This is a genomic window from Streptomyces sp. NPDC021012 (genome assembly GCF_044333355.1).
Taxonomy (GTDB): Bacteria; Actinomycetota; Actinomycetes; order Streptomycetales; family Streptomycetaceae; genus Streptomyces.
On the sequence record NZ_JBIRQU010000007.1, the window covers coordinates 230,412 to 255,741 of the forward strand.

Below are 25,330 nucleotides of genomic sequence, written 5' to 3' on the forward strand. Positions count from 1 at the left end.
CCCAGCGTAGGCGGGCTCAGCCGGTGGGCGGGGTGTCCCCCACGAGCCACATGGAGAAGAACTGGGCGCCGCCCCCGTAGGCGTGGCCGAGCGCCCGGCGCGCTCCCTCGACCTGGTGCGCGCCGGCGTCCCCCCGTACCTGGAGGGCGGCCTCGGCGAAGCGGATCATCCCGGAGGCTCCGATGGGGTTGGTGGAGAGCACCCCGCCCGAGGGGTTCACGGGGAGGTCCCCGTCGAGTTCGGTCACGCCGGCCTCGGTGAGCTTCCAGCCCTCGCCCTCCTCGGCGAAGCCCAGGTTCTCCAGCCACATGGGTTCGTACCAGGAGAACGGCACGTACATCTCGACGGCGTCGATCTGCCGCCGGGGGTCGGTGATGCCCGCCTGCCGGTAGACGTCGGCGGCGCAGTCCCGGCCGGCCCGCGGGGAGACGAAGTCCTTGCCGGCGAAGAGGGTGGGTTCGCTGCGCATGGCCCCGCCGTGGACCCAGGCGGGCGGGCGCGGCGCCCGGTCGGCGCCGGTCCGGTCGGTGAGGATCATGGCGCAGGCGCCGTCCGAGGAGGGGCAGGTCTCGGAGTAGCGGATCGGGTCCCAGAGCATCGGGGAGGCCTGGACCTTCTCCAGGGTGAGGTCGTGTTCGTGGAGGTGGGCGTACGGGTTCAGAAGCGCGTTGCGCCGGTCCTTGTACGCGACGAGGGAGCCGATCGTGTCGGGGGCGCCGGTGCGGCGCATGTACGCGCGCACGTGCGGGGCGAAGAAGCCGCCGGCCCCGGCGAGCAGCGGCTGCTGGAAGGGGACGGGCAGGGAGAGGCCCCACATCGCGTTGGACTCGGACTGCTTCTCGAAGGCGAGGGTGAGGACGGTCCGGTGCACGCGCGCGGAGACCAGGTTGGCGGCGACGAGCGCGGTGGAGCCGCCGACCGATCCGGCGGTGTGGACGCGGAGCATGGGCTTGCCGACGGCGCCGAGCGCGTCGGCGAGGTACAGCTCCGGCATCATGACGCCCTCGAAGAAGTCGGGGGCCTTGCCGATGACGACGGCGTCGATGTCCGCCCAGGTGAGCTCCGCGTCCGCCAGGGCGCGGAGGGCGGCCTCGCGGACGAGTCCGGCGATCGAGACGTCCCTGCGGGCGGCGACGTGCTTGGTCTGGCCGATGCCGACGACGGCCACGGGCTCTTTAGCCACGGTTGTCCCCTTCCAGGACGGCGACCAGGTTCTGCTGGAGGCAGGGGCCGGAGGTCGCGTGGGCGAGGGCGCGGTCGGACTCGCCGCGGTGGATGCGGGCGGCGGCCTCGCCGAGCCGGATCAGTCCGGCGGCCATGACGGGGTTGGCGGCGAGGGCGCCGCCGGAGGGGTTGACCGTCACGCTGTCGTCGAGCCCGAGGGCCTTGCGCAGGACGACCTCCTGGGAGGTGAAGGGCGCGTGGAGCTCGGCGGTGTCGACGGGCCGCTCGAAGGCTCCGGCGCGTTCGGCGGCGAGGCGGGTGGAGGGCGAGTCGGTGAGGTCGCGGACGCCGAGGGAGTGGGCCTCGATCCGGTGGTCCATGCCCCGGATCCAGGCGGGGCGCGCGCACAGCTCGCGGGCCCGGTCGCCGGCGGCGAGGATCACGGCGGCGGCGCCGTCGCCGACGGGCGGGCAGTCTCCCGTGCGGAGGGGTCGGACGGCGTAGTCGCCCTGGGGACGGGCGCCCGGCAGCTGGGCGTGCGGGTTCGTCCGCGCGTCCCGGCGGCTGCGGGCGGCGATCGCGGCGAGGGCCGGTTCGTCGGTGTCCCCGGCGTCCACGAGGGCCTGGGCCTGGAGGGCGGCGAGGGCGACGGAGTCGGGCCAGAGCGGGGCGAGGTAGTACGGGTCGAGCTGGCGGGTGAGGACGTCGCGGACGGAGCCCGGCGAGGACTTGCCGTAGGCGTAGACGAGGGCCGTGTCCGCCTCTCCGGTCAGCAGCTTCACCCACGCCTCGTACAGCGCCCAGGCGCCGTCCGTCTCGACGTGGGACTCGGAGATCGGCGGCCAGGCGCCGACGCCGTCGAGGGCCATGGTGAAGGAGAAGGCGCGTCCGGCGAGGTAGTCGGAGGAGCCGGAGCAGGTGAAGCCGATGTCGGAGGCCTTCAGGCCGGTCCGTCGCTGCACCTCGTGGAGGACGGGCATCACCATCTCGACCTCGGAGAGGTCGTCGGTGCGCCGCCGGTGGTCGCTCTGGGCGAAGGCGACGATCGCCACTTCCCTGGCCGTCGTCACAGCAGCTCCTTGTAGGTGTCGTAGTCGGCGTCGGGCTCGCCGGTGGGCCGGTAGTGGTCGGGGTAGCGGCCGTCCTCGCTCCACACGGGTTCGACGCGCAGGCCCATGCGGACCTCGTCGTACGGGATGCCGGCGATCCGGCCGTGGAGGGCGAGCCCGGCGCCGTCGAGGGCGATGTGGGCGTAGACGTAGGGGACGTCGATGTCGAGGTTCTTCGCCTTGATGTTGACGATGCAGAAGGTGGTGACGGTGCCGCGGGGGCCGACCTCGACCCGGTCGGTGGTGGCGACGCCGCAGGTGGGGCAGGCGCCGCGGGGCGGCACGTACACCTTGGCGCAGGAGGGGCAGCGTTCGCCGACGGTGCGGCGCTCGGCGAGGGCATGCAGGTAGCGGGTCTGGGCGCGGCCGGGGCTGTACGTGTAGTCCAGGCGGGCCGGGGCGACGATGCCGGTCACGGGGTTCTCGAACTCCCCGTCGTGCGGGGCGGGTTCGTGCGCCTCCGTGCTCTCGTGCGGTTCGAAGCAGGCGATGTCCGTGATGGCGCCGGAGCGTTCGGCGGCCCAGCGGATCCGGACCCGCAGTCCGGTGCGGACGGCTTCGGGATCGGGGGCGTCGAGGGCGTGAAGGAGGGCGGTGTCGGCGCCGTCGAGGCGCACGAGGACCCAGGCGAAGGGGGTCGCGAGGGGCTGCCCGGGGCGGGGCTGGGGGTTCCAGGCCCAGGTGGTGACGGTGCCGGTGGCGGCGACCTCGACGAGCTCGCGGAGTTCGGCGGCGGTCACGGGGTCGTACTCGACGGGCGGGACGAGCACCTCACCGGCCTCGGTGCGCACGCCGAGGACGGTGCGCTCGCGCAGTCCGGTGAGGAAGGCGGACTGGACGGGGCCGAGGGAGCGGGTGAAGGGGAACTCGACGACGAGGGGGGCGCGGAGGGCCTCCGGCGGTGGGGTGACGGCTGTCATGGGACGGCTCCTTGGGTGGGGTGGGCGCGCGACGGGGCGGGGCGCTGGTGCGGGCGCGGGTGCGGCGGCGCGGGTACGGCGGCGCGGGTACGGCGGCGCGGTCGGGTGCGGGCGTGGGGCCGCTGCGCGGGGCCTTTCCCCACCCCGCCCCTTCCCGAACCGGGGCTCCGCCCCGGACCCCGCGCCTCAAACACCGGCGGGGCTGAATTCAGCCCGTCCGGCGCTTGAGGACACGGCCGCAGGCCGTACGGGGTCCGGGGCGGAGCCCCGGTTTGCCTGGGGTCCGGGGGCAGAGCCCCCGGTTTCGGGAAGGGGCGGGGTGGGGGAAACGTCACTCCCGCCGGTACACCGGCGCCCGCTTCTCCGCGAACGCCCTCGCCCCCTCCTTCGCGTCCGCCGTGTCGAAGATCGGCCACCCCCGCTTCAGTTCGGCGGCGAGCCCCTCCGTCTCGGTCATCTCGGCCGTCTCGTACACGGACGCCTTGACGGCCTCGACGGCGAGCGGGCCGCAGGCGTTGACGCGTTCGGCGATGTCGAGGGCGGCGTCGAGGGCGGTGCCGTCGGGGACCACGCGGCCGACGAGACCGATCGCGGCAGCTTCCTCGGCGCTGTAGGGGCGGCCGGTGAGGAGCATTTCGAGGGCGTGGGTGCGGGCGATCTGGCGGGGCAGGCGGACGGTGGAGCCGCCGATGGGGAAGAGGCCCCGCCGGACCTCGAAGAGGCCGAAGGTTGCGGAGGCGGCGGCGACCCGGATGTCGGTGCCCTGGAGGATCTCGGTGCCGCCGGCGACGCAGTACCCCTCGACGGCGGCGATGACGGGCTTGCGGGGGCGGTGGTGGCGGAGCATCGCCTTCCAGTGCAGGTCGGGGTCGGCCTTGAGCCGGTCCCGGTACCGCTCGCCCGCCATGCCCTTCCCGGCGAGGGCCTTGAGGTCCATGCCCGCGCAGAAGGAACCGCCCGCGCCGGTGAGGACGACCGAGCGGACGCCGTCGTCGGCGTCGGCCTCCAGCCAGGCGTCGTACAGGCCGACGAGCATCGGCAGCGAGAGGGCGTTCTTGGCCTCGGGCCGGTTCAAGGTGAGGACGAGCGTGGCGCCTTCGCGCCGGACGCTGAGGTGTTCGGTACCGCCCATGGGGGTCTCCCGTCTCCAGTTCTGGAACAGGTTGCAGGAGCCCGGGGTCCAGTTCAATAGTTTTCTGACACTCAGTCAGATTCTTCTGCGCTTCCCCTTCCCCCGGTGGCCCGTCGGCGCTCTAATGACCGCCACGTCCATGCGAACCAGCGAACCCGGGTCAGGAGGAACGGTGGAGTACAACCTTGCCGACCTGTTCGAATCGGTCGTCGACGTGGTCCCCGACCGCGAGGCGCTGGTGTACGTAGACCATCCGGGCACGGGCGCGGAGCGGCGGCTCACGTACGCCGAGCTCGACGCCGCCGCCAACCGGCTCGCGCACCACCTGATCGACGCGGGCGTCCGGCCCGGCGAACACCTCGGCCTCCACCTGTACAACGGCGTCGAGTACCTGCAGACCGTCCTCGCCTGCCTCAAGGCGCGGATCGTGCCGGTCAACGTGAACTACCGGTACGTGGAGGAGGAGCTCGTCTACCTCTACCGGGACGCCGACCTGGCCGCGCTCGTCTTCGACGCCGAGTTCACCGGCCGGGTCGCGGCGGCGCTGCCGCAGACGGAGAAGCTGCGGCACCTCGTACGGGTGGGGACCCCGGACGAGGAGGCCCCCGCACTCGACTGCGTGCCGTTCGCCGAGGCGGAGGCCGCGGGCTCACCCGACCGCGGCTTCGGCCCCCGCTCGGCCGACGACCTCTTCATCATCTACACCGGCGGCACGACCGGCATGCCCAAGGGCGTCCTGTGGCGCCAGGAGGACCTGTTCTTCGCGGGGCTCTTCGGCGGCGACCCCTCGGGCGAGCCCGTGAAGCGCCCCGAGGAGCTGGCGGAGCGGGTCGCGGCCGGCGGCGCCGGCATCACCTTCTTCCCCGCGCCGCCGCTGATGCACGGCACGTCCACCCTCACGGCGTTCATCGCCCTCAACTACGGGCAGCGGGTCGTCCTGCACCGCAAGTACGTGCCCGAGGAGGTGCTGCGCACCCTGGAGAAGGAGAAGGTCTCCAGCATCTCCCTGGTCGGGGACGCGATGCTGCGGCCGCTCGTGGACGCGCTGCGCGGACCGCTCAAGGGCACGGACCTCTCCGCCCTCTTCAGCCTCTCCTCCTCCGGCGCGATCATGTCCGAGACGGTGCGGGCCCAGCTCCAGGAGCTCATGCCGAACGTCACGCTGCTCAACAACTTCGGCTCCACCGAGTCCGGTTCCAACGGGCGCGCCACCGACGACTCCGGCCCGGCCAAGGGCTTCCGGCTGCACGTCAACGAACGCACCCAGGTCGTCGACCCGGTGACCCGGGTCCCCGTCGCACCGGGCGAGACCGGCCGGCTCGCCCAGCGGGGCCACGTCCCGCTGGGCTACTACAACGACCCGGCCAAGACCGCCGAGACCTTCTTCGAGCGGGACGGGGTGCGGTGGGTGCTCCTCGGCGACATGGCGACCGTGGACGAGGCCGGGGTGGTCACCGTCCTGGGGCGCGGCTCCCAGTGCATCAACACGGGCGGCGAGAAGGTGTACCCCGAGGAGGTCGAGCAGGCCCTGAAGTCCCACCCCGACGTGTACGACGCGCTGGTCGCCGGCGTCCCGGACGCGAAGTGGGGCAGCCACGTCGCCGCCGTCGTCCAGCTCCGGGACGGGGCGGGGCCGCTGGACCTGGAGACCCTCCAGACCCACTGCCGCCGGCAGCTGGCGGGCTACAAGGTCCCCCGCCAGCTGGTCCTCGCCGACCGCATCCAGCGCTCCCCCAGCGGCAAGGCGGACTACCGCTGGGCGCGCGCGGTGGCGGTGGAGGCGGACGGGGAGGAGCGCGACTAGCCCGCGTGGCGGTGCGCGGGGTCGGGGGCGCACAGCCAGCCGTTGACGGCGAAGCGACTGTCCGCGTGCTGCTTCCCGGGGCAGGAGACCGGGCGCACCTCGTGCCAGGCGGTGGGCAGGAAGAACACGATGCTGTCGTGCTCGGGCTCCCAGTCCCGCCAGGTGCGCTTCTCCCACGCCCCGGTCGTGTCGGTGTGCAGCGGCAGGGCGGCGTCGAAGACGCGCAGCTCGCCGCCGGTGAACGGCCTGGGCGTGCGGTGGAGGTAGTACACGAACGTGAGCAGGCGCCGAGGGGCGTACGCGATGCCGCTGTCCTGGTGCGGCCGGTAGAAGTCCCCGTCGTTGTGCACGTTGAGCCCGTAACTGGGTTCGGTGTACCTGCAGTCGACTCCCAGCGTGCGCTCGACCGACTCCCGGACGTCGTCGATGGCCGCGAGCAGCTCGGGCGCCTCGAAGTCCGGGCACGAGCGGGACCGGCGCAGGTCGGGGTCCAGCTCCCGGTCCCGGATCATGGAGGGCTTCAACCGGTCCCCCGTGGAGGCGACGGCGCGCTCCAGGAGGGTGCCGGCCGTCCGCTCGCCGAGGAATCCGGTGATGCGGCAGACCGTCGCCGGGAGCCGGAAGACCGCATCCGTGGACACCGGCGACAGATCCTGGCGCGCCGTCATCGCCCCACCTCGGACGAGGACGAGGACGAGGACGAGGCCATGGCGGCGCCCTCCCGCAGCCGGGCCACTTCGGCCTCCAGCTCCGTCACGTGGCGGTGGAGCGCCTGGACGCAGACCAGGGCCACGCCGAGACCGTCGACGACCGGGATCCTGGTGTCGTCGGGGTTGAAACCGAAGGCGGCGTGCCAGTCCTGGGCCATCGGCCCGAGGTGGCGGACGTCCTCCGGCTCCCAGAGGTAGCGCCAGGTGCTGATGGGCAGGGCGGCCACCGTCTCAAGGACCGCGTGTCCGTTGACGGCACCGACCGGGGCCACAGCGGCGCCGGCCTCGCCGTCACCGGCCTCGCCCCGGCTCGCGGGACCGTGGTCGGCCGCCCGGGACCGTCGGGGGAAGATGCGCATCGTCACCGGCTCCAGTCGACCGGGACCACGTCCTGCTTGAGCCCGCGGTCGCTGCAGACGGCACACGGGCTGGCGGGCAGCCCGGGCCCCTGGTCCGTGCCGACGGTGATCGCCCCGTGGGCCCCGACCGGGGTGTGGACGCCGTCGCCCTGCAGCGCCGCCTCGTAGCCGCCGAGGAGTTCCTGAAGGGTTCCGGGGCCCAGGTTCTCCGGGGCGGTGATCGCGGCCACGCCGTCGTAGTCGGTGTAGGCGGCCCCGAGCGTCCGGCCGCCGATGGTGGCGAACACGATCTTCACGCCTCGTACGGGCTCTCCGGTGACGGCGTCGGAGGCGATCGCGTGGATGTTCTCCAGCTGCATCTGGGTGACGTTCAGGGTGGCCTGGCTGGCCACGAGCCTGACCGGCTTCAGACTGGGGCATTCCGCACCGCTGCACGGCACGGGCGCCGAGGTGGCCGCGGTGGCGGGGACGGCGCCTCCCGCGCCCAGCGACGCCAGCGCGGCTGCCATCACCGCGACGGTCCTACGTCCGACAGAACTCATGTCCACTCCCGATCGACCCGAGCCGTCCCCTGTGGGACGACGCGGACGACCGTAGCCACGCCCGTCCCGGCGTGAACGTCCGATGGACACGAGTGCGCACCATCTGGTGAACCGTCGGCGGCGCCATGACGAACACGGACGATTCATACCGGCCAACGAGCGGCCGCGGAGTCCCTCTAGATCCCGAACTCCCTGATCGCGGCGAGGAATTCGGCCGGCCGGGCGTTGTGGATGAGGTGGCCCGTCTCGATCGTGACCAGGCGGGCGTCCGGGATGCGGTCAGCAAGGAGGGCCAGTTGCTCCTGGGGGATGTGGCTGGTCTCGCCGCCGGCGAGCACGAGGGTGGGGACCGTGATCGCGGGGAGGTCCGCGCGCCAGGCCGGATCGGGGGCGTTCAGCTGGGCGTCGGTGGTGGGGACGATCGCCCAGTCGAAGGCGAGGGGGCCCTCGGGGCGCTCGGCGACGGGGCGCGGCGGGTCGAGCGGGGCGAAGGCCGGGGGCTCCTCCAGGACGAGGCGGCCGATGAGGCCGGGCTCGCGCCGGGCGAGGAGGTACGCGGCGCCGGCACCCATGGAGTGGGCGACGACGGTGGCACCGGTGAGGCCGAGGGCCTTGAGGAAGCCGCCGAGTTCGTCCCGGAAGTCCTCGAAGCCGTAGCGGCCGGTCCGGTCGCTGAGTCCGTGGCCGGGCAGGTCGAGGGCGTACACCCGGTGGTCGGCGGCCAGGTCCGCGGCGATCTCCGTCCAGGTCGTGCTGTTCTCGCCGCGGCCGTGGACGAGGACGACGGGCCGGGCGTCCTCGGGTCCCGTGACCCGGTGGGCGATCCGTACGCCGTCCACGGTGACCGTGCGGACGGCCGGGTCGAGGAAGGCGGCGAGCGGGCGGACGAAGGCGTCGGCGTCGTCGATCCAGGGGTAGTGGCCGGCGCCCGGTTGGACGACGAGCTCCGCGTGGGGGAAGAGGGCCGCCGCCTCGGCCGCCTTGGCGGGCGTCGGGCCCGCGTCGTACTCGCCGGCCAGGACCAGGACCGGGGCGGTGAGCGCGCCGAGCGCGCGGCGGGTCGCCTCCGGGTCGTAGGCGCCCGCGCCGTGGTAGGCGGGGGCGGCTTCCCAGTTCGTCTCCCGCCCGCTGCCCGCCGCGTGCTCCTGGGCGGCGGCGTCCCAGCGGCCGTAGGCGAAGGGGGCGGTGATCTCGTGGACTCGCCGCAGCGGGGTGTCGGGGCCGGTCGCGTCGAGCGCGGCCCTGGCCTCGGGGTACCAGGGGCGGTCGGCGAAGACCTCGGCGGCCTCGTCCCACTCCTCGTCGGTGGTCCCGATGCCCAGGGCGCGGGCGAGGGAGGTGACGAGGACGAGGGAGCGGACGCGCTCGGGGTGGGCGGCGGCGTACAGGACGGCGAGGTTGCCGCCCGCGGAGTGGCCGAGGAGGTCGATCCGCTCCAGGCCGAGGTGGGCGCGGAGGGCCTCGACGTCGCCGACCTGCCGGTCGCAGCGGTACGTGCCGGGGTCGGCGGGTGCGGCGCTCGCCCCGGTGCCGCGGGCGTCGAGGAGGACGAGGGCGCGGTGGGCGGTGAGCCCGCCGAGGTCCCCGAGGTAGCCGGCGTCGCGCATCGGCCCGCCCGCCAGGCAGACGAGCGGTGCTCCCTCCCCCTGGACGCGGTAGGCGAGTTCGGTTCCGTCACAGGTGGTGAACGTCGGCATGTCGCCGATCCTCGCCGGACCCGGTGGATCTTGGCAATCGGTTTCGCGAGGAACGGGGATCCGGCGGCGCGATACGGTGGAGGACCGTCCCCGTACCGTCCCCGAGCTGCGAAGGAACCGTTCCACCGTGCCCGACACCCGGGAATCCGCCCTGCGCGGCGACTGCGCGAACTGCTTCGGCCTGTGCTGCGTGGCGCTGCCCTTCGCGAAGTCGGCCGACTTCGCCGTGAACAAGTCGTCGGGCGAGCCCTGCCGGAACCTCCAGGAGGACTTCCGCTGCGGGATCCACACCCGGCTGCGGCCGAGCGGTTTCCAGGGCTGCACGGTGTACGACTGCTTCGGCGCCGGCCAGCGGGTCTCCCAGGTGACCTTCGGCGGCGTGTCCTGGCGCGAGGCCCCGGAGACGGCCCGGCAGATGTACGAGGTGTTCCCGGTGGTGCGCCAGCTGCACGAGCTGCTGCGCTACCTCACGGAGGCCCTGGCGCTGCGGACGGCCCGCCCCGTCCACGCCGGGCTGCGGGCGGCGCTGGCCCGGGTCGAGGAGCTCGCCGGGGGCACCCCGGACGCCCTGGAGGAGCTGGACGTGGCCGCGGTGCGCGCCGAGGTCAATCCGCTGCTCCTGAAGACGAGCGAGCTGGTCCGCGCCACGGCCGGCGGGCGGCCGAAGAGCCGGCGCGGGGCGGACCTGATCGGCAAGCGGCTGCGCGGGGCGAAGCTGCGGGGCACGGACCTGCGCGGGGCGCTGCTCATCGCCGCCGACCTGACGGGGGCGGACCTGTCGCTGACGGACCTGATCGGCGCCGACCTGCGCGATGCCGACCTGTCGGGCGCGGACCTCACGGACGCCCTCTTCCTGACACAGCCCCAGCTGAACTCGGCGCGCGGGAACGCCGCGACCCGCCTGCCGGAGGGCTTCGACCGCCCCGCGCACTGGACGGCCTGACGCCCCCCGTGGCGGGTGACGACGACGATCGCCATGGACTTATTACGTATGACAAGACTATGATCTACGGCGACATCGCGTGTCGGTCACCGGCTGGGTGAGGCATGGAGGTGTCGGGAGATGCCTTCGGAGGCATTCCTTGTCAGTCGAGTTGAACCACACGATCGTCCACTCCCGGGACAAGCGGGAGTCCGCGGAATTCTTCGCGAACCTGCTCAACCTCGAGATCACCGCCGAGTGGGGTCCGTTCATCGCGGTCGCCCTGGGCAACGGCGTCACGCTGGACTTCGCCACCGTCCCCGCGGACAGCATCACCCCCCAGCACTACGCCTTCCTGGTCTCCGAGGAGGAGTTCGACGCGGCGTACGCGCAGATCAGGCAGCGCGGCATCGAGCACTACGCCGACCCCCACCGGAAGCACCCCGGCACGATCAACCACAACGACGGTGGCCGCGGCGTGTACTTCATGGACCCGGCGGGCCACGCCATGGAACTCATCACCGTGCCGTACGGCGGCTGGACCTCCTGACCACACGCCCCGAGGGCCGCACCCCTGGCACCAGGGGCGCGGGCTCTCAGACCTCGTACGCGTACGGCGTCGTGGTCGTCAGTGGCAGGAAGCCGAGGCGCCGGAGGATCGGGCGGCTGGTGTCGGCCGCGTCGACCTGGACGTAGCGGTGGCCGCGGGCGGCGGCGATGCGGGCGCGGTGGGCGACCAGGGCGCGGTAGAGGCCGCGGCCGCGCCAGCCCTCGACGGTGCCCCCGCCCCAGAGGCCCGCGAAGTCCGTGCCGGGGTACAGCTCCATGCGGGCGGCGCTGACGGGTTCGCCGTCCGCGAGGGCGACGACGGCGGTGACCGTGCCGGGGTCGGCGGCGAGCCGGTCGAGGAGCTGGCGGCCGAGGCGGGAGCTGTCGGTGCCGAAGGCGCGCTCGTGGACCTCGACGACCTGGCGGATCCCGGCCTCGTCGGTGACCGCGCGGAGCTCGACGCCCTCGGGGAGCGGGACCCCACCGGGCAGGGCGGCGGCCTCGGCGGCCATCAGGGTCTCGGGGTCCTCGGGGGTGAAGCCCGCCGCGCGGAGCCGTTCGCCGAGGTCGGCGGGGGTGTCGTGCCCGTACAGCTTCCATTCGAAGGACAGGCCGGCGGCACGGTAGTGGTCGATCTGGGCGGCGATGGCGGCGTCGGCGCCGGCCGCGTCGAGTCCGGACCAGAGGACGCCGTTCCACGCGTGCGCGGGGCCGGTGTGCCGGACGACGGCGCCCACGCGCTCCACGCGGCAGCCGGGCCCGTCGGGGCGGGCCTCGCGCCGCAGCTGGAGGTCGTACAGGTCGCGCAGGTGCTGGGGTTCCATGGCGGCCACTCCAGCACCGGTCGCCGGTGCCGGGCAACGGGATTTGCCGGCACCGGGCACCGGCGGTCAGGCGCGCGGGCGCACCTCGACGTTCTCCAGGATGCCGACGGCGTCCGGGACGAGGATCGCGGCGGAGTAGTAGGCGGAGACGAGGTAGGAGATGATCGCCTTCTCGTCGATGCCCATGAAGCGGCAGTTGAGGCCGGGCTCGATCTCGTCGGGCAGGCCGGTCTGGTGGAGGCCGATGACGCCCTCGTTCTTCTCGCCGGTGCGGACGGCGATGATCGAGGAGCTCTGCCGGTCGGTGACCGGGATCTTCCCGCAGGGCAGGAGGGGCACCCCGCGCCAGGCCGGCATCCGGCGGCCCTCGACGTCGACGGTGCCGGGCACGAGACCGCGCTTGTTGCACTCCCTGCCGAAGGCGGCGATGGCCCGGGGGTGGGCGAAGAGGTAGTCGGTGTCGCGGCGCATGCTGAGCAGTTCGTCGAGGTCGTCCGGGGTCGGCGGGCCCGAGTGGGTCTGGATGCGCTGGTCGAATTCGGCGTTGTGGAGCAGGCCGAACTCGGGGTTGTTGACGAGCTCGTGCTCCTGGCGCTCGCGGAGCTCCTGGACCGTCAGGCGCAGCTGCTGCTCGGTCTGGTTCATCGGCTGGTTGTAGAGGTCGGCGACGCGGGTGTGGACCTTCAGGACGGTCTGGGCGACGCTGAGTTCGTACTCGCGCGGCCTGGGCTCGTAGTCCGCGTACGCGCCGGGGATCACGGTCTCGCCGAAGTGGCCGGCGCTGAGCTCGATGGCCGCCTCGCCGAACGGGTTGATGGAGCGCCGGTGGCCGTCGGCCCCGCCGCCCTGGACGTGGTCGCGGAGGTTCTCGTACTGCTCGGCCACTGCCTGGTAGGCGGTGCGGGGCAGGGCGAGGAGGGTGACGGCGGTGACGGCCTTGGCGGTGAAGTCCCAGGTCCCGTCCTCGGCGAGCACCTGGCCGCCGAAGGTGTCGCCGTCGCCGAGGCGTCCGAGGAGGGTCTCGTCGCCGTACTGTCCGGTGCCGAGCTTCTCGATCTTGCCGTGGGCGATGAGGTAGACGTGGTCGGCCCGCCCGCCCGCCTCCACGACGACCTGGCCGGGCTCGTACTCCTGCTGGACGAAGCGCTCGGCGAGGGCACCGAGCGCCGTGGGGTCGTCGAAGCCGCGCAGCAGCGGGAGTTCGGCCAGTTCGGCGGGGATGACCTCGACCCTGGAGCCGCTCTTGACGAAGGTGACGCGGCCGTCGCCGACCACGTACGAGAGGCGTCGGTTGACCCGGTAGGCGCCGCCGGGCGTGTGGACCCAGGGGAGCTTGCGGAGCAGCCAGCGGGAGCTGATGCCCTGCATCTGGGGTTCGGACTTGGTGGTGGTGGCGAGGTTGCGGGCGGCGGCGGTGCTGAGGCTGAGCTGGACCCGGTGGATCTCGACGGCGGGCGGGGTGGCCGCCGGTTCGGTGTCGACCGACATGGGTGACTCGCTTTCTGGGGCGTTCGCGGACTCGTTCGTCACTCTGCGCGTCCAGATGTAACGCACGGTGGTGTACGTCATCCGGGTGCGGCGCGAACGGGTGGTTGCGCCATGTGGCGGCGGCCGCCCCGCGAGCGCCGTGCGCGCTCCGCCGTCCGGGCGGCCGGGCACGCGGGAAAGTTTCGCCGCCCCCCTTGCCAAGCCCCGGGTACCTCCGGTTTTACTGGCCCGGAACGGATCAACCGAATGATCGGTAGTCCGTTTTACGACAGCGGAGGAGTGGGCGCATGACGGAACTGCTGGACAGCGGCGAACGGCTCGGACGCGAGGAGCTGGCGGCGCTCCAGCTGGAGCGGCTGCGCGCGACCCTGCGCCACGCGTACGACAACGTGGAGTTCTACCGGCGCTCCTTCGACGCGGCCGGGGTGCGCCCGGAGGACTGCCGGGCGCTCGCCGATCTGGCCCGCTTCCCGTTCACCGCCAAGTCTGACCTGCGCGAGCACTACCCCTTCGGCATGTTCGCCGTCGACCAGTCCCGGATCCGGCGGATCCACGCCTCCAGCGGCACCACGGGCCGCCCGACCGTCGTCGGCTACACCGAGGCGGACCTGGACATGTGGGCCGACGTGGTGGCCCGCTCGCTGCGCGCCGCCGGGGCGCGCCCCGGGCACAAGGTCCACGTGGCGTACGGGTACGGCCTGTTCACCGGCGGCCTCGGCGCCCACTACGGCGCCGAGCGCCTCGGGTGCACGGTGATCCCGGCCTCCGGCGGCATGACGGCCCGGCAGGTGCAGCTCATCCAGGACTTCCGGCCCGAGATCATCATGGTGACCCCCTCGTACATGCTGACGCTGCTCGACGAGTTCGAACGGCAGGGCGTGGACCCGCGGTCGACCTCGCTGAAGGTGGGCGTCTTCGGAGCGGAGCCGTGGACGGAGGAGATGCGCAAGGAGATCGAGGAGCGGTTCGCGATCGACGCGGTCGACATCTACGGCCTGTCGGAGGTCATCGGCCCCGGCGTGGCGCAGGAGTGCGTGGAGACCAAGGACGGCCTGCACATCTGGGAGGACCACTTCTACCCGGAGGTCGTGGACCCGTTCACCGGCGAGGTGCTGCCCGACGGCGAGGAGGGCGAACTGGTCTTCACCTCGCTCACCAAGGAGGCCATGCCGGTGATCCGCTACCGGACGCGCGACCTGACCCGGCTCCTCCCGGGGACCGCTCGGGTGTTCCGCCGGATGGAGAAGGTCACCGGGCGCAGCGACGACATGATCATCCTGCGCGGGGTGAACCTGTTCCCCACCCAGATCGAGGAGATCGTGCTCCGCACCCCGGGCGTGGCGCCGCACTTCCAGCTGCGGCTGACCCGGGAGGGCCGGCTCGACGCGCTGACCGTGCGGGCCGAGGCCCGTCCGGACGCGACGCCCGGGGAGCGCGCGGAGGCGGCCCGGGCGGTCGCGGCGGCGGTGAAGGACGGGATCGGGGTCTCGGTGGGCGTGGAGGTGGTCGACCCGGAGACGCTTGAGCGCTCGGTGGGCAAGATCAAGAGGATCGTGGACCTGCGGGAGGATCTGTAAGGGTCGCCGCCGAGAGGGGGCGCCGGACCCGGCCGATGCGTAGCCTGGTGGGAGGAGGTGGTTGCGATGCTGTCGGACTCCCCCGTGGTCGCGATCATTCCGGTCAATGACATGAGCCGGGCCAAGCAGTTCTACTCCGAGACCCTCGGACTCTCCCTGGTGAAGGACACGGCCGAGGACACCAGGTACGCGTGCGGTGGCACGATGATCGGCCTGTACGAGACGCCCTACGGCGGGAAGGCCGGCCACACGCTGGCGAGCTGGAAGGTCGACGACCTCGACGGCGAGATGAAGGACCTGCGCGCCAAGGGCGTCACCTTCGAGGACTACGACCTCCCCGAGATCAAGACGGTCGACGGCGTGGCCGAGACGGAAGGCCTGCGGGGCGCCTGGTTCAAGGACCCCGACGGCAACATCCTCTGCGTGATGGAGGAGAAGGGTCAGGGCTGACCGGCGAAGCGGTCGCGCAGCTCCCGCTTGAGGATCTTCCCGCTGGCGTTCCGGGGAAGGGCGTCCACGAGGTGGACGCGCTTCGGCGCCTTGAAGCGGGCGAGCTTCTCGCGTGCGTGGTCGAGGAGTTCGGCCTCGGTGACCTCGCCGCGCGGGACGACGACGGCCGTGACCGCCTCGATCCAGCGCTCGTCGGGGAGGCCGATGACGGCCACCTCGGCGACGCCCGGGTGCGTGTAGAGGGCGTCCTCGACCTGGCGTGAGGCGACGAGCACGCCGCCGGAGTTGATGACGTCCTTCACCCGGTCGACGATCGTGAGGTAGCCCTCGGCGTCGCGGACCGCGAGGTCCCCCGAGTGGAACCAGCCGCCCCGGAAGGCCTCCTCGGTCTCCTCGGGCTTGCGCCAGTAGCCCTCGCACAGCTGCGGGGAGCGGTAGACGATCTCCCCCGGGGTGCCGTCGGGGACGTCCTCGCCGTCCTCGCCGACGACGCGGGCCTCGACGTGGCGCACGGGCCGACCGCAGGAGTCCATCCGGCCCTCGTGCTCGTCGGGGCCGAGGACGGTGGCGAGCGGGCCGATCTCCGACTGGCCGAAGCAGTTGTAGAAGGCGAGTTCCGGCAGCCGGGCGCGCAGCCGCTCCAGGACGGGCACGGGCATGATCGAGGCGCCGTAGTAGGCCTTGCGCAGGGCGGAGAGGTCGCGGGTGGCGAACTCGGGGTGGTTGGCGAGGCCGATCCAGACGGTCGGCGGGGCGAAGAAGCTGTCGCAGCGGCCGGCCTCGACCAGGTCGAACAGGACGCCCGGGTCGGGTGCGTCGACGATGGTGTTCTCGGCGCCGACGGCGAGGTAGGGCAGTAGGAAGACGTGCGTCTGCGCCGAGTGGTAGAGCGGCAGCGCGTGCACCGGCCGGTCGTCCTCGCCCAGGTCGAGGGCCTCGATGGCGCTCGCGTACTCGTGGGCGAGGGCGAGGTGGGTCATCATCGCGCCCTTGGGCAGGGCGGTGGTGCCCGAGGTGTAGAGCAGCTGGGCGAGGTCCCGGGCGTCGCGGTCGGTGTCGTACGGCTGCGGTTCGGCGAGGGCGTCGAGCAGTGAACCGGGCGCGTCCCGCAGCGCCTTGACCGCGAAGCCCTCGGGGATCCGGTCGGCGAGGGCGGGGTCGGCGAGCACGAGGGAGCTGTCCGACTGCTCCAGGAGGTACGCGAGGTCCTCGCCGGTCAGATGGTGGTTGACCGGCACGTGGACCAGGCCAGACCGGGCGCAGGCGAGGAACGCGATGAGGTAGGCGTCCGAGTTGTGGCCGTACGTGGCGACCCGGGCGTACTCCGGCAGGGCGAGGCCGTGCTCCGGGTCCCGCAGCACGGCGGCGGCGGTGTCCACCGCGGCGTCCAGCTCCGCGTACGTCCAGGTCCGGTCGGCGTACCGGAGGGCGGTCCGGTCGGGCACGCGCCGGGCGCTCGCGCGCAGGACGCCGTCGACGGTGCGGCTGAGGAGTCGGTCCATGCGGTGATCCTCGGCGGGGGACGGGCGGAAGGTCAAGTACCGCGCGGCGCGCCGTACATACCCGGACCTCGGATACCGAACGGGATGTTGACAAGGGGCCGCGCAACTGCGTGCATGGTCCAACCCGCAGTGCTCATCCGCCCGTTGGGAGGCATCTTGCACCTCCGTACCCGTCTGAAACACCTGGCGCTCACCGGCGCGGCCCTCGCCGTCGTCACGGCCTCGCTGCCCGGTGCGGCGGCCGCCGACTCCGGGGACCGGGACCGCCACCCGTCCGACCGGGGCCTGTCGGCCGTCATCCGCTACACCGAGTACGGCATCCCGCACATCGTGGCGAAGGACTACGCGAACCTGGGCTTCGGCACGGGCTGGGCGCAGGCCGCCGACCAGGTCTGCGTGCTCGCCGACGGCTTCCTGACCGTGAACGGCGAACGCTCCCGGTACTTCGGCCCGGGCGCCGCCCCCGACGGCTCGCTCTCCTCCGCCACGACGAACCTCTCCAGCGACCTGTACTTCCGTGGCGTCAAGGACGCGGGCACGGTCGAGGACCTCCTCGGCACCCCGGCGCCGGCCGGACCGAGCGGGGACCTCAAGGAGCTGATGCGCGGCTGGGCCGCCGGCTACAACGCCTGGCTGCGGAAGAACCGGATCACCGATCCGGCCTGCGCGGGCGCCGACTGGGTCCGTCCGGTGACCGCGCTCGACGTGGCCCGGCGCGGCTTCGCCGTCTCGGTGCTCGGCGGGCAGGGCAAGGCCGTGGACGGCATCACGGCGGCCCGCCCGCCGGTCGCCGCCCTGTCGGCGGCGCGCTCCGGTGCCGCCGAGGAGGCCCCCGACCCCGCCCGTACGGCCGAGGCCGCGCGCGAGCTGTTCGCTCCCGAGAACGCCACCATGGGCTCCAACGCCGTCGCGTTCTCCGGCGCCACGACGGCGAACGGGCGCGGACTGCTCCTGGGGAACCCGCACTACCCCTGGCAGGGCGGTCGCCGGTTCTGGCAGTCGCAGCAGACCATCCCGGGCGAGCTGAACGTCTCCGGCGCCTCTCTCATCGGCACCACCGTCGTCAACATCGGCTTCAACGACAAGGTCGCCTGGAGCCACACCGTCGCCACCGGGGTGCCGCTCAACCTGCACCAGCTGGCCCTGGTCCCGGGCGACCCGACCGCGTACCTGGTGGACGGGAAGCCCGAGCGGATGACCCCGCGCGAGGTGACCGTCGGGGTCGAGGACGGCGCCCCCGTCACCCGCACCCAGTGGTGGACCCGGTACGGACCGGTCGTCGGCGGTCTCGGCCCGCAGCTGCCGCTGCCGTGGACCACGAGCACGGCGTACGCGCTGAACGACCCCAACGCCGCCAACCTGCGCGGCTCCGACACCGCGCTCGGTTTCGGCAGGGCCCGCTCCACGCAGGACGTCGTCGACACCCTGAAGCGCACTCAGGGGCTCCCCTGGGTGAACACGATCGCGGCGGACTCGGCCGGGCACTCGCTCTTCGCCCAGTCGCAGGTGCTCCCCCGGATCACCGACGAGCTCGCCGCGCGCTGCTCCACCCCGCTCGGCCGGGCGACCTACCCGGCCTCGGGCGTCGCCGTGCTCGACGGTTCGCGGTCGGACTGCGCGCCCGGCTCCGATCCGGACGCGGTGCAGCCGGGCGTCTTCGGCCCGGCGCGGATGCCGGTCCTCCGGGACACCCCGTACGTGGAGAACTCCAACGACAGCGCCTGGCTGGCCAACGCCGACCGGCCGCTGACCGGCTACGAGCGGATCTTCGGCACGGTCGCGACGCAGCGCTCGCTGCGCACCCGGGGCGGGGTCGAGGACGTGGCGGCGATGGCCGGCCGGGGCGGGCTCACGGTGGCCGACCTCCAGCGGCAGCAGTTCGCCAACCGCGCGCCGGCCGGTGACATGGCGGCGGCCGACGCGGCGAAGGCCTGCGCGACCGCGCTGCCGGAGGACCCGGAGGTCTGCCGGGTGATCGGGGACTGGGACCGGACGGTGAACACCGGCAGCCGGGGCGCGCTGCTCTTCGACCGGTTCTGGCGGAGGTTCACCGGCACGGTGAAACCGGCCGACCAGTGGAGGGTGCCGTTCTCGGCCGCCGACCCGGTCCGCACCCCGAACACCCTGAACACGGAGGCGCCCGGCTTCGCGCAGGCCCTCAGGGACGCGGCGGCGGAGCTCCGGGCGGCAGGCATCGCGCTCGACGCGCCACTGGGCGACCACCAGTTCGTCGTACGGAACGGGGAGCGGATCCCGGTGAGCGGCGGGACCGAGTCGCTCGGCGTCTGGAACAAGGCCGAGCCCGTGTGGAACGCGGCGGGCGGCGGCTACGTGGAGGTCGCGCACGGGACCAGTCACGTGCAGGCGGTGGGCTGGGACGGGAGCCGGTGCCCGGTGGCCCGCACCCTGCTCTCGTACTCCCAGTCCTCGAACCCGGCGTCGCCGCACTACAGCGACCAGACCCGGCTGTTCTCGGGCGAGCGCTGGGTGACCTCCCGGTTCTGCGAGAAGGACATCCTGCGCTCGCCCGCGCTGAGGACGGTGGTCGTCAGGGGCTGAACGGGTCCGTCACGGACTGAACGACAGGAACACGAAGGCCGCGAAGATCGAGAGGTGGACGCTGCCCTGAAGGAGGGTGGCCCGTCCCGGCACCACCGTCAGGGCGCCCACCACGGCCGTGAGCACGAGCAGCACCATGTGGAGGGGCCCCAGGCCGAGGATCAGGGGCCCGTCCAGCCAGATCGAGGCGAGGGCGATCGAGGGGATCGTCAGGCCGATGCTGGCGATGGCCGAGCCGTACGCCAGGTTCATGCTGGTCTGCATGCGGTCCCGGCTCGCCGCGCGCACGGCGGCGAGCGTCTCGGGAAGCAGCACCATCAGGGCGATGACGACGCCGACGACCGCCTTGGGCAGGCCCGCGGAGGCGACGGCGTCCTCGATGGTGGGCGAGACGAGCTTGGCGTTGCCGACGACGGCGACGAGCGCGACCACGAGCAGACCGAGGCTGAACCAGGCGTCGCGGGCGGTGGGCGGCGCGGCGTGCTCGTCCTCCGACTCCGGGATCCCCCGGTCCGGCCGCGGCACGGGCAGGAAGTAGTCGCGGTGCCGGACCGTCTGCACGGCGACGAACACCCCGTAGAGGACCAGCGAGGAGACCGCGGCGAAGGCGAGCTGCGCGGCGGAGAACTCGGGGCCCGGGTGGCTCGTCGTGAAGGTCGGCAGGACGAGCGTCATGGTCGCGAGGGTGCAGACGACGGCGAGCTCGCCTCCGGAACCCTCCGCGTTGAAGACGGCGACCCGGTTGCGCAGCGCGCCGACGAGCAGGGAGAGGCCGACGATGCCGTTGCACGTGATCATGACGGCGGCGAAGACCGTGTCCCGTGCGTAGCTCGTCGCCTTGTCCCCGCCTCCGATCATCAGCATGACGATCAGCCCGACCTCGATGACGGTGACGGCCACGGCGAGGACGAGGGAGCCGAAGGGTTCGCCGATGCGGTGGGCGATGACCTCGGCGTGATGGACGGCCGAGAGCACCCCGGCGAACAGGCAGACGACGACGATCCCCACCGCGAAGCCCGGGAGCTCGCGCCCCCAGGCGAGGGCAAGCACAAGCGCCGCCACCACCGGCCCCCAGGTGGTCCACTGCCGTGCCCTTGCCGTCACTGTCGAACTCATGATCCGCATATTGCCACAAAGAGCCATTCGCCCGTTTCGTTCGGCCGTCACGGTCGGCGAGAACCCGCCGGGAGCGGCAGACGGCCGCCCGCGCGGTCACAGCGGGCGTTCCCGGCCCTCCCAGTACGGGTCGCGGAGGCGGCGCTTGTAGAGCTTGCCGTTGGGGTCGCGGGGCATGGCCGTGACGAAGTCGACGGACTTCGGGCGCTTGAAGCCGGCGAGGCGGTCGGCGCAGTGGGCCAGGATCCCGGCGGCGAGCGCGGGCCCCGGCTCGTACCCCTCGGCCGCCTCGACGACCGCCTTGACCTCCTCACCCCAGTCGGCGTGCGGGATGCCGAAGGCGGCGGCGTCCGCGACGGCGGGGTGGGAGAGCAGCGCGGCCTCGATCTCGGCGGGATAGATGTTGACCCCGCCGGAGATGATCATGTCGATCTTGCGGTCGCGGAGGAAGAGGTAGCCGTCCTCGTCGAGGACGCCGAGGTCACCGACGGTGAAGAAGTCACCGATGCGGTTCTTCGCGGTCTTCGCCTCGTCCCTGTGGTACTGGAAACTGCCGGTGTTCATCTTGAGGTAGACGGTGCCGAGTTCACCCGGCGGCAGCCGCTTCCCGTCGTCGTCGAAGACGGCGAGTTCACTGATCGGCCAGGCCCTCCCGACCGTCCCGGGCCGCTTGAGCCACTCCTCGGCGGTCGCGAAGGCTCCGCCGCCCTCGCTGGCCGCGTAGTACTCCTCGACGCACCGGCCCCACCAGTCGATCATCGCCCGCTTGACGTGCTCGGGGCAGGGCGCGGCCCCGTGGATGGCGTGGCGCATGGAGGAGACGTCGTACCGCTCCCGCACCTCCGCGGGGAGGGCGAGCAGGCGGTGGAACTGGGTGGGGACCATGTGCGTGTGGGTGCAGTCGTACCGGTCGATGAGGCGGAGCATCTCCTCCGGTGTCCACCGGTCCATGAGGACCAGCGGGTGCCCGATGTGCAGGGCGGCGGCGGCGAACTGGAGCACGGCCGTGTGGTAGAGCGGCGAGCAGACCAGGTGGACGTTGCCGTCCGCCGGCCGGATGCCGAAGATGCCGAGGAAGCCGCCGAGATGGGTCTCCTCGGGGAGCTTCCCCGGGAGCGGGCGGCGGATGCCCCGGGGCCGGCCGGTGGTGCCGGAGGTGTAGTTCATGACCCAGCCGAGGGTGCGGTCGCCGGGCGCCGACTCCGGCTGCCCGTCGAGGAGTTCGGCGTACGGGCGGAAGCCGGGGACCGCCCCGACGGCGTACCGGTGGCTGGGGGCGAGCCCGGCCTCGTCGGCGGCGAGGGTCACGGCCTCGGCGAACCGCTCGTGGGCGACGAGGACCTTGGCGCCGGAGTCGGCGACGATCCAGGCGATCTCGGGGCCGACGAAGTGGTGGTTGACCGGGACGAGGTAGAACCCGGCCTGGGTGGCGGCGAGATGGGCGGTGAAGAACTCGGGGCCGTTGGGCAGGACGACGGCGAACGCGTCGCCGCGTTCGAGACCGGCGGCGCGCAGCCCGTGGACGAGCCGGTTGGCCTCGGCGTGCAGCCGGCCGGCGGACCACTCCTCGCCGTCGGGCGCGACGAGGACCGTGCGACCCGGGTCGGCGGCGGCCTGGGCCCAGAACCCGGGGAGAGTCTGCGTCACTGGGTGCTCCGTCCGGCGATGCGGTTGATGCGGTCGACGGCCTTCTCGAAGCCGCGGGTGAGCTCGTCGACGACCTGCTGGACGCTGCGCTCGGAGTTCATCCGGCCGACGATCTGCCCGACGGGCGTGCCGAGCAGCGGCTCGACCTCGTACTTCTGGATGCGGGAGACGGCCTCGGCGACCAGGAGCCCCTGGAGCGGCATGGGGAGCGCCCCGGGTCCCGCCGGGTCGTCCCAGGCGTCGGTCCACTCGGTGCGGAGCTGCCGGGCGGGCTTTCCGGTGAGGGCGCGGGAGCGGACCGTGTCACCGGACCCGGCGGCGAGGAGCTTGGCGGTGAGGGCGCGGGAGTGCAGCTCGGCCTCGGTGGTGGTGAGCCAGATCGAGCCGAGCCAGACGCCCTGGGCGCCGAGGGCGAGCCCGGCGGCGATCTGCTCGCCGCTGCCGATGCCGCCGGCGGCGAGCACGGGCAGCGGGGAGACCGCCTCGACGACCTCGGGGGTGAGGACCATGGAGGCGATCTCGCCGGTGTGGCCGCCCGCCTCGTACCCCTGGGCGACGACGATGTCGATGCCGGCGTCGGCGTGGTGGCGGGCGTGCCGGGCGCTGCCGGCGAGGGCGGCGACGAGGACGCCGTGGTCGTGGGCGCGGGCGACGACGTCGGGCGGCGGGGAGCCCAGGGCGTTGGCGAGGAGTTTGATCGGGTAGTCGAAGGCCACGTCGAGCTGGCTGCGGGCGACCTGCTCCATCCAACCGGTGATCCGCCAGCCGGAGGCCTCGCCCTCGGCCAGTTCGGGCACCCCGTGCTTGGCGAGGGTGGCGCGGACGAAGGCCCGGTGCTCCTCGGGGATCATGGCCTCGATCTCGGCCTCGCCGACCCCTTCGACCGCCTTCTTCGCGGGCATCACGACGTCGAGGCCGTAGGGCAGGCCGTCGGTGTGCTCCTGCATCCAGTCGAGGTCGCGGGCGAGGTCCTCGGGCGCGGTGTAGCGGACCGCGCCGAGGACGCCGAAGCCGCCGGCTCTGGTGAGTGCGGCGGCCACCGCGGGGAAGGGCGTGAAGCCGAAGATGGCGTGCTCGATCCCCAGTGTGCGACTCAGCTCCGTCTCCATGGGCGGCAGGATGCCGCAGCGGCGCGGCGGAGGGAAGAGGTTTTCTGACGCAACGTCAGATTCTTTGGAGTCGGTGCGTGCCGGTGCATGCCGGTGCGTCGGGGTTCCCTCGCCGTGCCCGGTGGGAGAGGGTGGGCATGACGGAGGACGCGGTACGAGACGGAGGGCCGAGCCGCCGCGCGTTCGGCGGCGGGGCGTCGGCCCTCGGAGGTGGGCTGATGAGCGGTGCGGTGCCGGGGACTGCGGCTGCGGCTGCGGCTGCGGCCGGCTCTCGGCCGGGGGCGGGATCGGTCGCGCGGCGGACCACGCTGCGGCGCGGGTCGGCGGAGCGGGCCGGACTGATCGCGGCGCACCTGGACGGGCTGGTCGCCGAGGCCGAGCGCTTCCTCGCGCCCTCCCCCACGCACCCCTGGTACGCGGGCGCCGTGCTCCTCGCCGGGCGGGGCGGGACCGTCGCCCTGCACCGGGCGATCGGCTGGGCCGTGCGGTACGCGGCGTACGACGAGAAGACCGACACCGGCGTCGAGCTGCCGCCCGAGCGGCGGATCCCGATGACCGAGGACACCGTCTTCGACCTGGCGTCGGTCTCCAAGCTGTTCACCTCGATCCTGGCCGTGCAGCAGATCGAGCGCGGGGCCCTCGGGCTGGAGGCGAAGGTCACCGCGTACCTGCCGGAGTTCGGCGGGGGCGGGAAGCGGGACGTCACGGTACGGCAGCTACTCACCCACACCTCCGGGTTCCGGCCCTGGATCCCGCTCCACCGGGAGCCGACGCGGGAGGGGAAGCTGCGGCTGCTGTGGGCCGAGACCCTGGCGAACCCGCCGGGGACCGCGTACCTCTACTCCGACCTCAACCTGATCTCGCTCCAGCTGGTCCTGGAGGAGATCACCGGTCACGGTCTGGACGCCCTGCTCCACGACGAGATCACCGCTCCGCTCGGGATGCACCGCACGCGTTTCAATCCCCCGCTCTCCTGGCGGCCGGAGATCGCCGCCACCGAGGACGCCCGGCCGCCCTGGTCCGGCCTCGACCGGGGCATGGTGTGGGGCGAGGTCCACGACGAGAACGCCTACGGCCTGGGCGGCGTCGCGGGCCACGCCGGGGTCTTCTCCCGCGCCCGGGACCTCGCGGTCCTCGCCCGCACCCTGCTCAACGGCGGCGCGTACGGCCGGGCCCGCATCCTCTCCCCCGCGTCGGTGGAGCTGATGTTCACCGACTTCAACACCGCCTTCCCCGGCGACGGGCACGGGCTCGGCTTCGAGCTCCACCAGCACTGGTACATGGGCGCCATGGCCACCCCGCGCACCGCCGGGCACACCGGCTTCACCGGCACCAGCCTCGTCCTGGACCCGACGACCGACACGTTCCTGATCGTGCTCGGCAACTCCGTGCACCCGGTGCGCTCCTGGCGCTCCGGCTCCGCGCCGCGCGTCGCCACGGCGGACCGGCTGGCCAGAGCGGTGCCCGTACGGCCGGCCGGGGGCCATCGCGCCCCCGAGCTCTCGGCTTCGCTCGAACAGGGGGGACCCCCTTGGTTCTCCGGCATGGACACCGGCTCCACCGGCACGCTCACCCTGCCGTCGGTCCCCGGCGCCGCCCGTCTGGAGTGCGCGCTGTGGTGGGACACCGAGCCGGGCGCCGACCGGGTCTTCCTGGAGGCCTCGGCCGACGGCGGCACGACCTGGCGGCCGGTGCCCTTCACCACCGACAGCCGCGCCGGGCATCCGACGGGCAGCCTCGGCGGCTGGTCCGGCCGCGTCTGGCACACCGTGTCCGCGGCGCTGCCCGACGCGAACGCCCTCCTGCGCTGGCGGTACACCACGGATCAGCGGTACGTGGGGCGGGGCGTGTACGTCGACGGGCTGCGGCTCCTCGACGGGGCCGGGCTGCCGGTGTTCGACGAGGCGCGGCCGGCGGACGGAGCGCGCATCGAGGCGAACGGCTGGACCAGGTCGGCCGATTGAGTCCGAGCTGACGAACCGTCGGGGCGGACTGCGCTCGGATGATCACATGAGGTAGCGTCCCGCCGGGAGATCTCACCGGGGGACGGGACGAACGCCGAGGCGAGCGTCTGTCGCGTCGCCCGTGCGCGGTGCCTTCCCGCCCGCGATGTCCTCCCGTGCGCGGGGGCCGCCGCAACCGGCCCGCCG

At 73.1% G+C, this 25,330-nt stretch carries 21 protein-coding genes; 7 read left to right on the forward strand and 14 right to left on the reverse strand.

Annotated features, from left to right (window positions below; genetic code table 11):
- Positions 1-16 precede the first annotated feature (16 nt).
- From ACH4TP_RS23970 to ACH4TP_RS23985, 4 genes are all read right to left on the reverse strand, one after another.
- Positions 17-1,183, reverse strand: coding sequence for a thiolase domain-containing protein (locus tag ACH4TP_RS23970; RefSeq protein ID WP_398184757.1), 1,167 nt, complete (start codon positions 1,181-1,183; stop codon positions 17-19).
- Complete coding sequence (locus tag ACH4TP_RS23975; protein WP_398184754.1) at positions 1,176-2,234, reverse strand: thiolase domain-containing protein; 1,059 nt, start codon at positions 2,232-2,234, stop codon at positions 1,176-1,178. Before ACH4TP_RS23975 ends, ACH4TP_RS23970 begins: the two co-directional genes overlap by 8 nt.
- Complete coding sequence (locus tag ACH4TP_RS23980) at positions 2,231-3,193, reverse strand: Zn-ribbon domain-containing OB-fold protein (protein WP_398439072.1); 963 nt, start codon at positions 3,191-3,193, stop codon at positions 2,231-2,233. The genes ACH4TP_RS23975 and ACH4TP_RS23980 overlap by 4 nt, the downstream gene beginning before the upstream one ends.
- 331 nt (positions 3,194-3,524) lie before the next feature.
- Positions 3,525-4,325: a crotonase/enoyl-CoA hydratase family protein gene (locus ACH4TP_RS23985; protein ID WP_398439073.1), complete on the reverse strand. Its 801-nt coding sequence runs from the start codon at positions 4,323-4,325 to the stop codon at positions 3,525-3,527.
- A 172-nt stretch (positions 4,326-4,497) separates the two neighbouring features.
- Here ACH4TP_RS23985 and ACH4TP_RS23990 point away from each other — a divergent pair, with 172 nt between their 5' ends.
- Positions 4,498-6,129 (forward strand): acyl-CoA synthetase, encoded by a 1,632-nt coding sequence (locus tag ACH4TP_RS23990; RefSeq protein ID WP_398439074.1) that lies wholly within the window; start codon positions 4,498-4,500, stop codon positions 6,127-6,129.
- Here ACH4TP_RS23990 and ACH4TP_RS23995 read toward each other — a convergent pair.
- From ACH4TP_RS23995 to ACH4TP_RS24010, 4 genes are all read right to left on the reverse strand, one after another.
- Entirely contained in the window at positions 6,126-6,797 is a 672-nt protein-coding gene (locus tag ACH4TP_RS23995) for a 2OG-Fe(II) oxygenase (RefSeq protein ID WP_398439075.1), read from the reverse strand. The two genes, ACH4TP_RS23990 and ACH4TP_RS23995, sit on opposite strands and share 4 nt — an antisense overlap.
- Complete coding sequence (locus ACH4TP_RS24000) at positions 6,794-7,198, reverse strand: tail fiber domain-containing protein (RefSeq protein ID WP_398439233.1); 405 nt, start codon at positions 7,196-7,198, stop codon at positions 6,794-6,796. Before ACH4TP_RS24000 ends, ACH4TP_RS23995 begins: the two co-directional genes overlap by 4 nt.
- Before the next feature lie 2 nt (positions 7,199-7,200).
- Positions 7,201-7,740: a hypothetical protein gene (locus ACH4TP_RS24005; RefSeq protein WP_398439076.1), complete on the reverse strand. Its 540-nt coding sequence runs from the start codon at positions 7,738-7,740 to the stop codon at positions 7,201-7,203.
- A gap of 176 nt (positions 7,741-7,916) precedes the next feature.
- Positions 7,917-9,437: an alpha/beta fold hydrolase gene (locus ACH4TP_RS24010; RefSeq protein ID WP_398439077.1), complete on the reverse strand. Its 1,521-nt coding sequence runs from the start codon at positions 9,435-9,437 to the stop codon at positions 7,917-7,919.
- Positions 9,438-9,564: 127 nt separating this feature from the next.
- On the opposite strand from ACH4TP_RS24010, the gene ACH4TP_RS24015 reads away from it, so the two are divergent.
- Both ACH4TP_RS24015 and ACH4TP_RS24020 read left to right on the forward strand, forming a co-directional pair.
- On the forward strand, positions 9,565-10,380 hold the full coding sequence (locus ACH4TP_RS24015; protein WP_398439078.1) for a pentapeptide repeat-containing protein: 816 nt from the start codon (positions 9,565-9,567) through the stop codon (positions 10,378-10,380).
- Positions 10,381-10,519: 139 nt separating this feature from the next.
- Positions 10,520-10,909, forward strand: a complete 390-nt coding sequence (locus ACH4TP_RS24020; RefSeq protein WP_389225704.1) for a VOC family protein — start codon at positions 10,520-10,522, stop codon at positions 10,907-10,909.
- A 46-nt stretch (positions 10,910-10,955) separates the two neighbouring features.
- Here the strand turns inward: ACH4TP_RS24020 and ACH4TP_RS24025 are convergent, their stop codons facing one another.
- A complete protein-coding gene (locus ACH4TP_RS24025; protein ID WP_398439079.1) occupies positions 10,956-11,732 on the reverse strand; it encodes a GNAT family N-acetyltransferase in 777 nt (258 codons plus the stop codon).
- A gap of 66 nt (positions 11,733-11,798) precedes the next feature.
- Positions 11,799-13,220: a family 2B encapsulin nanocompartment shell protein gene (locus tag ACH4TP_RS24030; RefSeq protein WP_398439080.1), complete on the reverse strand. Its 1,422-nt coding sequence runs from the start codon at positions 13,218-13,220 to the stop codon at positions 11,799-11,801.
- 287 nt (positions 13,221-13,507) lie between these two features.
- Here ACH4TP_RS24030 and paaK point away from each other — a divergent pair, with 287 nt between their 5' ends.
- Together paaK and ACH4TP_RS24040 are read left to right on the forward strand one after the other, a co-directional pair.
- Entirely contained in the window at positions 13,508-14,797 is a 1,290-nt protein-coding gene (gene paaK / locus ACH4TP_RS24035) for a phenylacetate--CoA ligase PaaK (RefSeq protein ID WP_389225713.1), read from the forward strand.
- Positions 14,798-14,863: 66 nt separating this feature from the next.
- Entirely contained in the window at positions 14,864-15,247 is a 384-nt protein-coding gene (locus ACH4TP_RS24040) for a VOC family protein (RefSeq protein ID WP_389225716.1), read from the forward strand.
- Here the strand turns inward: ACH4TP_RS24040 and ACH4TP_RS24045 are convergent.
- The gene (locus ACH4TP_RS24045; protein ID WP_398439081.1) at positions 15,238-16,749 is read right to left on the reverse strand and encodes a fatty acyl-CoA synthetase; all 1,512 of its coding nucleotides are present in this window, start codon (positions 16,747-16,749) and stop codon (positions 15,238-15,240) included. The genes ACH4TP_RS24040 and ACH4TP_RS24045 overlap by 10 nt on opposite strands.
- Positions 16,750-16,863: 114 nt before the next feature.
- Here ACH4TP_RS24045 and ACH4TP_RS24050 point away from each other — a divergent pair, with 114 nt between their 5' ends.
- The gene (locus ACH4TP_RS24050) at positions 16,864-19,308 is read left to right on the forward strand and encodes a penicillin acylase family protein (protein WP_398439082.1); all 2,445 of its coding nucleotides are present in this window, start codon (positions 16,864-16,866) and stop codon (positions 19,306-19,308) included.
- A 9-nt stretch (positions 19,309-19,317) separates the two neighbouring features.
- Here ACH4TP_RS24050 and ACH4TP_RS24055 read toward each other — a convergent pair whose 3' ends face one another.
- The 3 genes from ACH4TP_RS24055 to ACH4TP_RS24065 form a co-directional block, all read right to left on the reverse strand.
- The gene (locus ACH4TP_RS24055; protein ID WP_398184718.1) at positions 19,318-20,424 is read right to left on the reverse strand and encodes a calcium:proton antiporter; all 1,107 of its coding nucleotides are present in this window, start codon (positions 20,422-20,424) and stop codon (positions 19,318-19,320) included.
- A gap of 96 nt (positions 20,425-20,520) precedes the next feature.
- Positions 20,521-22,071, reverse strand: coding sequence for an acyl-CoA synthetase (locus ACH4TP_RS24060; protein WP_398439083.1), 1,551 nt, complete (start codon positions 22,069-22,071; stop codon positions 20,521-20,523).
- Positions 22,068-23,180 carry an NAD(P)H-dependent flavin oxidoreductase gene (locus tag ACH4TP_RS24065; protein ID WP_398439084.1) on the reverse strand — a complete coding sequence of 371 codons (1,113 nt, stop codon included), beginning with the start codon at positions 23,178-23,180 and terminating at the stop codon, positions 22,068-22,070. The genes ACH4TP_RS24060 and ACH4TP_RS24065 overlap by 4 nt, the downstream gene beginning before the upstream one ends.
- A gap of 137 nt (positions 23,181-23,317) precedes the next feature.
- Between ACH4TP_RS24065 and ACH4TP_RS24070 the strand changes: the two genes are divergently transcribed.
- Positions 23,318-25,144: a serine hydrolase gene (locus tag ACH4TP_RS24070; RefSeq protein ID WP_398439085.1), complete on the forward strand. Its 1,827-nt coding sequence runs from the start codon at positions 23,318-23,320 to the stop codon at positions 25,142-25,144.
- Positions 25,145-25,330 lie beyond the last annotated feature (186 nt).